The 11974-nt window shown below is 44.2% G+C and carries 9 protein-coding genes; 1 reads left to right on the top strand and 8 read right to left on the bottom strand.

What is annotated here, in order from left to right; genetic code table 11:
* The 6 genes from ACE1OE_RS24230 to ACE1OE_RS24205 form a co-directional block, all read right to left on the bottom strand.
* The coding region (locus ACE1OE_RS24230) for a VCBS domain-containing protein (RefSeq protein WP_449212512.1) at nucleotides 1-2422 on the bottom strand (2422 nt) is incomplete at its 3' end.
* Between the two features lie 295 nt (nucleotides 2423-2717).
* Nucleotides 2718-3203 carry an Lrp/AsnC family transcriptional regulator gene (locus ACE1OE_RS24225; RefSeq protein WP_372061694.1) on the bottom strand — a complete coding sequence of 162 codons (486 nt, stop codon included), beginning with the start codon at nucleotides 3201-3203 and terminating at the stop codon, nucleotides 2718-2720.
* Between the two features lie 171 nt (nucleotides 3204-3374).
* Entirely contained in the window at nucleotides 3375-3608 is a 234-nt protein-coding gene (locus ACE1OE_RS24220; protein WP_102470330.1) for a hypothetical protein, read from the bottom strand.
* Nucleotides 3609-3902: 294 nt separating this feature from the next.
* Nucleotides 3903-6959: an efflux RND transporter permease subunit gene (locus tag ACE1OE_RS24215; protein WP_449212511.1), complete on the bottom strand. Its 3057-nt coding sequence runs from the start codon at nucleotides 6957-6959 to the stop codon at nucleotides 3903-3905.
* The gene (locus ACE1OE_RS24210; RefSeq protein WP_449212510.1) at nucleotides 6959-8020 is read right to left on the bottom strand and encodes an efflux RND transporter periplasmic adaptor subunit; all 1062 of its coding nucleotides are present in this window, start codon (nucleotides 8018-8020) and stop codon (nucleotides 6959-6961) included. The genes ACE1OE_RS24215 and ACE1OE_RS24210 overlap by 1 nt, the downstream gene beginning before the upstream one ends.
* Nucleotides 8020-9093, bottom strand: a complete 1074-nt coding sequence (locus ACE1OE_RS24205) for an efflux RND transporter periplasmic adaptor subunit (RefSeq protein WP_449212509.1) — start codon at nucleotides 9091-9093, stop codon at nucleotides 8020-8022. Before ACE1OE_RS24205 ends, ACE1OE_RS24210 begins: the two co-directional genes overlap by 1 nt.
* A gap of 242 nt (nucleotides 9094-9335) precedes the next feature.
* Between ACE1OE_RS24205 and ACE1OE_RS24200 the strand changes: the two genes are divergently transcribed.
* On the top strand, nucleotides 9336-10055 hold the full coding sequence (locus ACE1OE_RS24200) for a TetR/AcrR family transcriptional regulator (protein WP_449212508.1): 720 nt from the start codon (nucleotides 9336-9338) through the stop codon (nucleotides 10053-10055).
* Nucleotides 10056-10160: 105 nt separating this feature from the next.
* On the opposite strand, the gene ACE1OE_RS24195 is transcribed toward ACE1OE_RS24200, so the two are convergent.
* Together ACE1OE_RS24195 and ACE1OE_RS24190 are read right to left on the bottom strand one after the other, a co-directional pair.
* The gene (locus ACE1OE_RS24195; protein WP_449212507.1) at nucleotides 10161-11024 is read right to left on the bottom strand and encodes a helix-turn-helix domain-containing protein; all 864 of its coding nucleotides are present in this window, start codon (nucleotides 11022-11024) and stop codon (nucleotides 10161-10163) included.
* Between the two features lie 30 nt (nucleotides 11025-11054).
* A complete protein-coding gene (locus ACE1OE_RS24190; RefSeq protein ID WP_449212506.1) occupies nucleotides 11055-11876 on the bottom strand; it encodes a GNAT family N-acetyltransferase in 822 nt (273 codons plus the stop codon).
* Between the last annotated feature and the right edge of the window lie 98 nt (nucleotides 11877-11974).

The raw sequence follows: 11974 nt of genomic DNA, 5'->3' as shown, positions 1-11974 counted from the left end.
CTAACCCTTGAACCAATGGGTCCGTATTCGGAATGGTGAAGGTCCAGTTGCCGTTTTCATCAATGACCAACTCACCATCGGCGAAGTTATCAGCGCCCGCCGTGACATCGGTTTTAAAGACAGATTCCTCTTGGTCAACGTCACTGATGTCGACCTTCGCGCCTACGGTGAGGTCACCCGTTGTGCTGTCAATGTCGTCGGTATTGTCTTCAATGACTTGGCCAGCGGAGGTGCCAGTGATTACGGGTGCATCATTGGTGCCTACGATAGTGATAATCAATGTTTCTTTACTAACCGCTGCAAACTCATCTCGTACGACAACAGGAAATTCGATCTCGACCGATTCACCACTCTTCAACGCTTGCGTACTAGGTAAATCATTATTTAACGTGAAGCTCCAGCGCCCATCTGGCAAGACGACAAGTTGCCCATAGTCACTCGCGCCATCTTCAACAAAGAAAGTGAGTGCCGCATCTGCATCTACATCATCAGCGAGCAATGTCCCTGAAGCCTTTGATACACCCAAACTGTTGGTGCCCGCTTCAACGAGCGTACCCTCTAAGTCACTAGTCGCATGAAAGGTAGGTTGATCATTGGTACCAAATATCTCAATCGTGACTGGTTGCGTAATAAAAGCGCCCTGATCATCAGTAATTTGTACGTTGTAAACGACCTCAATCGTCTCGCCTTCTTTTAGCGCTTGTACTTCTGAAGCAGCGTTGTCCAAAGTAAATTGCCAAAGTCCATTTGACTCGTTGATGGTGAAGTCACCATAGGGGCTTGTGCTCTCCGTTGTAAAAGTGAGTTCGCTATCGCTATCACTTGCTCGGATAATACCGGTATCTGATACCTTCCCCGGAACAACGGACCCGTCATCTTCATTACCGGCCTCATTGACCGCGCCAGATGTGCCTCTTGAATCAGTAACAACTGGCTTATCATTGGTTCCATTGATAGAAATAGAGACGGTTTGTGTATTTTGAGCGCCAAATTCATCGGTCACTGAAATCACGTAATCGAGTGCTTTGGTTTCACCCTCTTTCAAGGCTTGAGTAACAGCTGCGTCGTTGTCTAAAGTAAATTGCCATTTACCTTGCTCATCAACAGAAAAACTACCGTACTCTGTTTGCGCAGATTCGACTTGATAAATAAGTACCGCATCGTCATCGATATCCGACGCGGCAACCAGTCCAGTGGCCACACTCTCACCACCAATTTCATCACCTTGCTCGGTAACAGAACCGGCCGCATCTCCGCCTGCGTCAAAAGTAGGCGCATCATTTGTCCCTTGAATCGTAATCGGGAGTGTCTGTGTTACTTGAGCGCCCTGATCATCTGTCACAAGGATGACAAAGCTCGTCTCTACTGTGACACCTTCTTTCAACGCTTGAGTGGCTGGTGCATCATTGTCTAATGTGAATACCCATTCTCCAGTGCTAGCATCAATAGAGAACGTACCGTAGTCGTTTGTCGCATCCTGGACACCGAATGTTAAGGTTGCATCCGTATCATTATCGGTCGCTTCTATTTTCCCACTCGCCGTTGACACCCCGTCAACCAAAGAACCATCATCCAAGTTTCCGGATTCAACGAGCAGTCCTGAGCCGACTTCAATAATTTCCGGTACATCATTGATAGGGTTGATAGTTAGCGACACCCCACCAGTTTGTACCGAGTTATCAGCGCCTTGCCCATCATCAACCGTATATGAGATCTGCCCTGCGTCTTCACCTAAGGTGTACTCTTGAGGTGCATCGAATTGTAGGTTTTCGAACTCCGATTCAGACAACACCTGTCCAAGCTCCACTGGTGTACCATCACTGAGAGTGACGGTTCCTAGTCTTGGAAGCTCTGTAATGGTGAGAACCAAAGTGTCGTTGTTCGGATCAGAAGGAAATGAAAGGTTTAACTCACCGTCCAGAGATTCCTCATCAAAGGTACGGCTATCAAACACGGTAACAGGTGCGGAGTTAGTTAATACATTCAGCAGGGTTTGGTATTGTGTTGGGGTAAGGCTGTCTCGAGCAAGGCCTCTAGTTTCGAAAAAGGTAGCAGCCAATACCTGATCATGTGTGACTTCTACAGTTGCCGCAGTGGTAATACTTGAGCTTAAGTTTTCGCCAGCCGCCGCCGCTTGTTCTTCATTTTGGGTTGGATCTTGTCCCGCTTCGATCTGAGCAATGATGTCCGCGGCACTTTGTTCATCAGACTGACTAAATTGAGCTGACTGGATAATTTGGCCGCTTTCACCAATGATATCAACACCAACAAGTTCATTGGTCGACTGACCATCAATGACAGAAAGAACGACATCTCCCTCTTGAAGCGCCATACCTTCAGCTAACACCTTAAGCTGACCTTTTTTATCAAGAACTAACGTACCCGTAATACTTGCCAGCCCCAAAAATACTGCAAAACCCATAGCGCGCTCCTTTACACCCAAGACTGTCGATACATATCTATAGAATAATCAATAACAAAACAGCAAATTGCCTACGTAAAACTGCATACACAAGAGTATAGGTAGGCTAACTAACATTTCGACTTTATATAACAGTAAATACCAGATTTAATTACAAATATATATCAGAGAGTTGTATTATTTTCTGTGATTCTCAGAAACGAAAAACACAGTCTCTAAAACAAGACATAAAAAAGAAGGGAGTATCAGCGTTTGTTAATTATTTTAGCTTTAGGAAAGCGAGAATGGGTTATGCCTACAGTGTATCTAACAACTCTGCATTGACGCCAAAACCTGTCTTATGCTCTTCAATCACCACTTCACTGCGAGTTTGGATAACACCGGGTAGGGTACCCAATTTAGTGGACATAAATGATTGGTAGGACTTCATGTCTTTGGTGCGTACTTTAATCATGGTGTCAAAGTCACCCGAAAGAGAATAACACTCCTCAATTTCTGGCATTAGGTCTACGGCTTTGGCAAATTTTTCAAAAATGGAGAAGCTCGTTTGGTCGAGTCTGATATGGATAAACACTTGAACATCTAAGCCCAACTTTTCTGGATTTAGTTCTGCATGATAGCCAAGAATGAACCCATCTTTTTCTAGACGTTTCACTCGATCGGAGCAAGGAGAAGTGGTGAGGTTAACTTGTTTGGCCAACTCTACAATCGGCATTCGACCTTTACGGCTTAAGATTCGCAGTATTTCTAGGTCAATTTTATCTAATGCAGTTACAGCCACTATAATATCTCGAACAAATATTGTTATTCGATTGTAAGGTAAATGTACGCATTGTAAAAACGTTATCGATCACACTCTGCGACTAATCTTACTTCGCTGATCATATTTTCAGCCAAGCACAAAAGTCGCTAAGTATGATTGAGCTTATATCTAAGGTAAGTAAATTTACTCTTAAGCAAGATTGGCTTGTTGAGTTAACACAGGCTTAGCTTCAACTTGATTCTCTTGATTGCATACACGGCAAATAATGTGACGCTCCATTTTGTAGTAACCACTGCCACTGACTAATTGAGACATCAGCTGTTGAAAGCTTTGCAGTATCGATGTGCTTTCATTTGGGCTGCGCTTCATCACCGCTTTGTGTGCTGTTTTCTTCTTGCACGCCGCACAGTAGTTAGTTGGCATTTTGCTATTCTCCTAGTGGTCTGATCATTTGCTGACCATATTGTGTTCAAGGTTGAGTCGATTAGAAAACGATCATTGCAGAAAATGTGGATTACATTCCAAATCTATGTCATTTATTTGCGAATTTTTGATCAAGATGTCGAAACTTACTTACAAATTTATCGATATATCGAATTGCGGCCATAAATTAGTCGCAATTCTCATTCATTCTTCGAAAAGATCCTATCTAGAAAAAAAACCTCTAACACAAAAAAAGCCCACGAGAATCGTGGGCTAGAGCAAATCAATCAAACGTTATTTTACAGGTTTAATCCTAAAGAAAATTGCAAATAACACCGGTACCACAATCAGTGTTAGTACAGTAGCGAATCCAAGTCCAGCCATAATCGTAACGGCCATTGAGCCAAAGAACGCATCAAACACCAATGGGATCATACCCAATATGGTCGTCAAAGCCGCCATGCTGACAGGACGAACACGACTCACGGCACTATCAACAATAGCAAGGTATGGATCTTTACCCGTGCCTAATTCCAGGTTGATCTGATCCATGAGTACAATGCCATTCTTCAAGATCATGCCGCTCAAGCTCAATAAACCCAACAAGGCAGTAAAGCTAAATGGCATTCCGGAAAGCAACAATCCAAAGGCCACACCGATAATCGACAACGGTACCGTAAACCAAATCACTAATGGTTTTTTAAACGAATTAAACAACAGCATTGTGATGATAAACATCAACAAATAACCCATAGGTAATGACTTAAACATGCTCTCTTGCGCATCTCTAGACGACTCGTATTCCCCACCCCATTCTAATGTGTAGCCTTCTGGCATAGCAATCGCTTCAACTTGGGGTTGAATACGGGCAAATAAAGTCGCCGCCGTTTCATCGCCCAATACGTCATGATCGGCAAGCACTGTCAGTGTACGCTTTCTATCACGGCGTTGGATCAAAGGCTCGCTCCAATCCAATGTGACATCATCAACCACTTGTTCAACAGGCACATAGGTCTGAAGCATCGGGCTCCATATTGATATGTTTTGCAGCGACGAGTAATCCACTCGCTCCTCTTCGGTTAAACGCGTGACAATCGGTAGTCGCTGAGTTCCATCACGAAACACACCTATTGCATTGCCACCAAAGGCGAGTTGCAACGTATTCGATAAATCTTCTTTTGAAATCCCGAGTCGACGAGCTTTTGATTCATTAAATTGTGGCACCAGCTCCTTGGTACGTTCTCGCCAATCATGGCGGATATTGCGAGCACCTGAATCAGCGAGCAAGATATCTTCAACCTGAACGGCCACGTCTCTCAATATCTGTGGATCCGGCCCGATTATTCGCGCTTCAATCTTAGAGGCTGGCGAAGGTCCAAACTCCATCAAACGTAACTGGAATGACGGCGCAGCAAATTCATGCGATAGCGTATTATCAAGCTTGTGTAACAACGCAAACATATCGTCGCGGCTCGTCGCTCGAACCTGAAGTTGTGCATAAGCTTCATAACTTTTTTCCGGCTGATACGTCAGCATGAATCGTTGCAAGCCCTGACCGACCGACGTAGACACAAAGTCAACGTCGTCTTGAGCGCTAATGTACGCTTCCACTTTTTCAGTCTGCTTTAGCGTTTGACGAATGTCTGTACCTTCAGGCATCCACATATCGACAAAGAACATCGGAGTGTTAGAAGCTGGGAAAAATGATTGCTTCACCATGCCAAATGCCATAATTGCAGCAATGAGCATCGCGACCATACCCGCTACCGTTAGCCAGCGCAGTTTAAGAGCAAGCTCCAACGACCAGCGGAAACTGGTAAACAAGAAGCCTTTATAAGGGTCCTCTATTTCAGTCTTAGCGGTCGGGTCCTCTTCTTTCAACATTAAGTCTGCAAGAAACGGCGTCAACGTTAATGCGGTTATCCAGCTTAAGAAGAGCGAGAAACACAACACCCAAAACAATGAACCCATGAATTCACCGGTGGCATCTTGGGATAGCCCGATAGGCGCAAACGCGGTAATGGCAATCACTGTCGCACCCAATAACGGCCATTGTGTTTGTTTCGCAATTGCCTTCGCCGCTTCGGTTTTTGTTTTGCCTTGTTTTAGACCAACCAATATCCCTTCAACGACAACAATCGCGTTATCCACCAGCATACCTAAGGCAATAATCAACGCGCCAAGGGAGATCCGATGGAGTTCTATATTGTTGATATTCATTAAGATAAAAGTACCAAGTACCGTTAACAATAAAACGATACCGATGATCAGACCGCTACGCACGCCCATTGCAAACAACAACACAACGATAACGATCGCTACCGCTTGTGCTAAGCTAACCACAAAGTCTTTTACCGACTTATCGACTTCCGCCGATTGATTATAGAAATAATCAAGATTGACGCCCGCAGGTTTAATATTCTCCAATTCAGCAAGCTTTGCATCAAGTACATTCCCAACATCTACAACATTGACCCCCGATGTAAATGAAATCGCCAGATTAATAGCTGGTTTGCCATTAAAAGTGATGACATTCGATGGCTTTTCTTGGATACCTTTTGAAATCGTTGCAACGTCTTTTAATCGAATGAGATTACCGGTATCACGACCATGGATAATTAAATTCTCCAGTGATTCGACAGAGTTAAGGTTACCGTTAGGACGAATCGCTAGGTTGTCACCATTAATCATGATCTCACCAGCAGACTGAACACTGTTTTGCTGATTCAGTAGACCGGCGACAGTATTCATATCCAGATTTAGTGCCGATAATCGGTTAAGAGATAACTCAACAAACAGCATCTCTTGCTGATCACCCGCAATCGCGACCTTACCGACGCCATCAACCAACTCAATCTCACGGCTTAAGTAATCGGCATAACGTTTGAGTTCGACATAATCATACCCATCACCGGTCAACATGATCATCACGCCAAACACATCACCAAAATCATCAATGATTTGTACAGAGTTCACACCGCTTGGCAAACTCGGCTTCAAATCATTAATTTTTCGACGCATTTCATCCCAAATCTGTGGCAATTCGTCTGGACCATAATCCATACGCATACTGACCGTAATCTGCGACATTCCATCCGATGACGTTGACTTGATATTGTCGATATAAGGCAGCTGTCTGATCTGCTTTTCCAGTGGATACGTGAGCTCTTCTTCTACTTCTGTCGAGGTCGCACCTGGATAAGTCGAAATAACCATGGCATCTTTGATCGTAAATGCAGGGTCTTCGAGGCGCCCTAAATCCATAAACGACATAATGCCGCCAACGGTCAGAATGACGATAAAAAGCCAGCTAATCACACGATTTTTAATTGAATATTCCGTCAAACTCATTACTCTTCATTCCCCTTGAGCGCAACGAACTCGCCATCTCGAAGCTTTCTTAAACTTGAATTGATCAACACGTCACCTTCAGTAACCCCCTGGTCAACAATGACACCAAAACTATTAATTTGGTCAACATGCACTAAGGTTTTGATGGCTTTCCCATCGATGTATTTCCAAACATAAAATTCAGCTGGCGACGTACCAGGCTCTAAGACTGTCATCGGTAATTGGTACCCTTGAATGGAACTCAAGCCAGCAGCAACCATATCAACGTGCACTGCCACACTCGTCCCCGGTAAAATACTTTGTTTAGGCTGTGGCATTTGCAACCATAATTCATAAGCACGAGAGGTAGCATCGGGTTCACTAGAATGCTCTAGGTATTGCATAGTTAACCCCTGATCTCTACCTGGGAAAAAGGCCAGCGGTTGATAATTGTTACTCTGTGTATCCGGTGTCATCGACGCCAAAATATAATCTGACAAGCTAATTTTTACGTAGACTTTGTCCGCTTGGTATATTGAAGCAATGGTTTCAGCTGGGCTGGTGTTCTCAAATCGCTCTTTCACGACATCGGCTACAACGCCTGTAAAGGGGGCACGCAAGCTCGTGTATTGAATCTGATGTTGCATATTTTGGTAGCGCGCCTTCGCCAACTGTTTATTAGACGTCAACTCATCCAGTTCAGAGCTCGAGATCATGTCCTTGGCAAACAATTCAGCTCCACGACGTAGCTGTTTGGTCGCTAATTCAAATTGTGCTTGAGCATCTCGGTACTGTTGCTGTAATTTTCTGTCATCTAGTTTTGCAATCACCTGACCTTTCTTAACTGACTGACCGGGCTTTACAAGAAGATGAGCGATTTCGCCACTAATGCGAAAAGCAAGATCGGTTTGCTCCGCCGTTACCACTTGACCACGAAATTCACGAAATTGTTTTGATATCGGTTGAGTGACGTCGAATGACTCAACGGTCATCTTGGCGGCACTGCGCATCGCCACGTCTGAATTACAGCCTTGCAAACCAATCAACGCTAGGGAGAATGTCATGAAAAATAACGTCTTCATTAGATGCCACCTTCACGAGTCCACAACTTAACTTGTTGTCCCTCAATTAGATTTCTTGCACCGGCCACCACGACTTGGTCGCCATGTTGAAGGCCCGCCGTAATTTCACCTTGCTCATTGAGCATCAATTTAATTTGATGCACCTCTTGAGTTGACGGCTCAAATCGCCACACTTGGCCTTCGCCATCTTGTTGGCTTATCCATGCACTTAATGGCAGAGAAATAGTGCGATCGGTTGTTTCACGTTGAATGTAAACCTGGCCAGACATTCCAGACAATATATTGATATTATCTGGTTTTTTTATTGATACAGAGGCCGTATAACTGTTCGTGTCGAGATCTGGCTGCATCGCTATTTCACGAAATGTCGCTTCAATTTGTTGGTTTCGGTGGCTGTCTAAGGTGACAAAAAATAGCTGTTCTTTAAGCTCAGCAAATGTCATGGATTTCACAACAGGAACCGGAATCGAAAAGGTCACATCCAATTCATTGCTGCTAATTAGATTCAATATCGGTTGTTTCTCGCCAACGACTTCGTACGCCTTGTGATAGGTCATTGAAATCACGCCATCAAACGGGGCAATAATTTGGGTATACCCTAGGTCTGCTTTTGCTTGCTCCAACGCCGCTTCAGCAGCCTTATATTGCGTTTCTTGACGATCAAACATATCTGCGCTGATGAGCTTTTTCTTAAACAATTGCTGAGCGCGAGTAAGCTGAGAGTCTGCCAAATCAAATTCCGCCTGGCGAGCATCCAATGTCACTTGATAGTCGGTCGGATCTAGCGTCGCAAGGATTTCTCCCGCCTGTACCGACTCACCCATCTTAACGTCTATTGATGCTACCTGGCCCCCTACCTGAAACGATAGTTGCGCTCGATCGGTTGCATCAACTTGCGCCAAATAATTATTGATTGGCGCAAAATTTAACGCCGGAACCTCAATCACCTTAACGGGTTTGATCACCGGTTCATGAACTTCTGACTGAGCTGGATGGCATCCTGACAGGCTGATGGCAGCCAAAGCAGGAAAAACAATCACAGCACTTCGTTTGAATAGACGATAAGTGTTCATAGTATTTATCTCTGATATTGTAATTATACTTTACAGTTGTGCAGTATATGTATAATTTACACAAGATCAATAGTTACTGCACATGTGTATAGTATAATTTTTTATCTGATTTAGAGCTGTTTTGGTTATATACCAACAAACCTCTATAAAGCGTTCTTGATGAGTCATTGATGTACGCCTTGTCGATTGATAGGCACATGCAGTACCCTATATAGGCGTATCAAAATTAAAGAAGGTATCGAGTGGAGAAGAAAAAAGGTCGCCGCAGCGCTACTGCAGCAGAAGAGACAAAAACCATCATATTGACCGCTGCCGCAGACATGTTCTGTGAGCTTGGCTATGAACGGGTGTCAATTCGCAATATCAGTGAAAAAGCGGGCGTATCGCACAGTTTGATCCGTCATCACTTTGGTAGCAAAGATAAAATTTGGTATTGCATCAGTGACCATTTGCACGCGTACATGCAAAAGTACATCTTACATTTGCTCGGTGAGCTTCCAGAATCAACACCTGCCAATATCAAGCTGTATCGATTTGCCGTTGAGATGCTCGCGCACGTCATCGTCATTCGACAGCCCATCCAACTCATTGCCGATGCGATGCGCCAAGAGAACGAATTCTTTGATTATTTTATCGATAGTAACGGTGAGATTGAATGTATCGTTCAACAACTTGTCGACGAATACAATACGGCGCACCCCACTACAGCACTGAACATGCAGGAACTGAAATGGCAGATGATGCTATTTGCGAATGGCGCTGCCTGTATGCTGCCAATGTTAAAGGCAACCTGGTCAAAAGACGGTCTTGATACCGACGCTTGCCTCGTCAAACACTGGTCGCTATTTGAGCAACAGGTTGCGTGCCGATTTAACATCGAATCATCGAACCGATTAACGCCCACAAAACTAGACGCTATCGTGCATAAAGTAGAGTGTGGCTGGGAGGAAGCACCGTTGTAATCGATGGTATTCATGTATCTAACGAAGATTAATGGCACTCGAGAGTATTAATCTATCTAGAGAATAATACTGAACCTAAAGGACAGTAATAGACACCAAGCGTACTTATCGGGATAGCGCCTCCACGCTACCATAGATATCAATAGTAAAATCACGTTGTTGGACATAGTGATTGGGCGTCAACCCAATGTGTTTTTTAAGATATCGAATAAGGTGTGGCTGATCACTAAATCCAAATTGATACGCTACCGTCACCCAATCTATATCTGCGCTCTCTCGCTCATAAAGATACGCGAGCATCAACTCAAGCTTGTTCATCGCTTGGAACTGCTTCAGCGTCAATCCAACGACTTTACTAAAACTTCGCTCTAACGTTCTCTGAGAACAGTGAAGCTGCGTGCCTAAGCTTGAAATTGGCATCGTAGCCAACAGAGGTAGTGCTCGTCTTGTGAGCTCACTATGCTGATCTTCCCGTACTGTATCCAACCAGGGTAACAACACATTCGCTAAACGATAGCAGCATTGATCAACATCCGTTCTAGCCAACTCGATCAATGACGACTCTTCCTTTTGTTCAAGGCCGATTAACGCTGCCATTTCAACAGGCGTAACAGAATCCAAAATAGGCTCAGTACCACCAATGTTTAAGCCATACAACGCGCCAACGTTAAACTTGATGCCTAAGTGTGAAAAAGGCTTTGAATGATCAAGTTGGTAGGTTCGACAATGAGGAAACAACCAATGACTGCCGCAACCGCTTAAAGGCTCCGAATTCCAATCTTGTGGAACGATATCATGTGCATATTGATAACGCTGAGATGGAGGCGATAGAATTAGATGTCCAGAAGGATCAGGGTTCAGTTTAGGGTATGATGATGTGGTCGAGCCCATTGGCTTTTCTATGAACCAAAAGCATTCTACATACCGAGCGACTACCTCATTTGTGGGCCGCTTTAGCCAGTGGATCATCCCATTCTCCTTGAGTTATATATCTTGGGGCTATTCAACGGCGAAAGTAAACTGTACAAGGCGGTTCAATGCACGTAGTCCAGCGTTCTCAATCGCTTTTTGAGCACCGATATTGTTTGATTCCGTAGAACACATTGCCGTCAAGCCTTGTTGTTTAGCGGTTTCGATTAAGGCTAATAATACGCCGGTAGCAATCCCTTTACCACGCTCGTCTGGCGCAACAATCATCCCCAAATCTGCGTAATGTGTTTGGTAATCATCAAAAAAACGACACTCGCCCGTTGCGAATATTTGCCCGTCAACCCAGTAACCCCAAAGTTCTTGGCGGTCAATTAAGTTACCATAATAGCCTGTTAACCATTCCTCAGGCGCCCCGATACTTTGCACCGCAAATGCCACATACTCCGAGAGTTGCTCTTTAGTCGCAAGCTGAAGAGGAAGTGGCTCTGTGCTGGTCAATAACGCGAAATTACAATGTTGGTACATTTTTGCGTTCACTGTAAAACCCGATGAATTATCTAGGCAAAGAGATTGATAACGAGGTTCGGCAGTACTCACAAATGCGCCTTTGACATCCCCAATGACGGCACTGTTACCTTGTGCAACAAGCGAGAACAGCTCTTCAGCCTTAACACCAGACGTTGGTGATAAGTAAAACTGCAACATGTAACTATCACTATTAATCACACAAAAGCCAACCAACGAGTCATCTTCATAAAATCCAAAATGGTCGGACATTGGTACAAAGCCAAAGTGCCACATACCATCTAATGGTGCCGTTGATGAAGCAAAATATTCTGCTTTTAATTCCTTCAATACCGCTACAGAGTCGATTTTTTTTATGTCTAACATGATGATGTCCACTAAATTGGTTTGTCGTTTTTATTTGCCGAGCATAGATTCGCTTCACCCTGCTCTGGCGTCTTAATAACGAATATATTAACGCTCCG

The organism is Vibrio sp. E150_011, assembly GCF_053544015.1.
Note: the sequence above shows the minus strand (reverse complement) of the source record. Positions and strands in the feature narration are given on the sequence as shown.

Bases quoted from the DNA above. Each gene is read 5' to 3' on its own strand.
- ACE1OE_RS24220 (WP_102470330.1), bottom strand. From the start codon at position 3,608: ATGCCAACTAACTACTGTGCGGCGTGCAAGAAGAAAACAGCACACAAA.
- ACE1OE_RS24215 (WP_449212511.1), bottom strand. From the start codon at position 6,959: ATGAGTTTGACGGAATATTCAATTAAAAATCGTGTGATTAGCTGGCTT.
- ACE1OE_RS24210 (WP_449212510.1), bottom strand. From the start codon at position 8,020: ATGAAGACGTTATTTTTCATGACATTCTCCCTAGCGTTGATTGGTTTG.
- ACE1OE_RS24205 (WP_449212509.1), bottom strand. From the start codon at position 9,093: ATGAACACTTATCGTCTATTCAAACGAAGTGCTGTGATTGTTTTTCCT.
- ACE1OE_RS24195 (WP_449212507.1), bottom strand. From the start codon at position 11,024: ATGATCCACTGGCTAAAGCGGCCCACAAATGAGGTAGTCGCTCGGTAT.
- ACE1OE_RS24190 (WP_449212506.1), bottom strand. From the start codon at position 11,876: ATGTTAGACATAAAAAAAATCGACTCTGTAGCGGTATTGAAGGAATTA.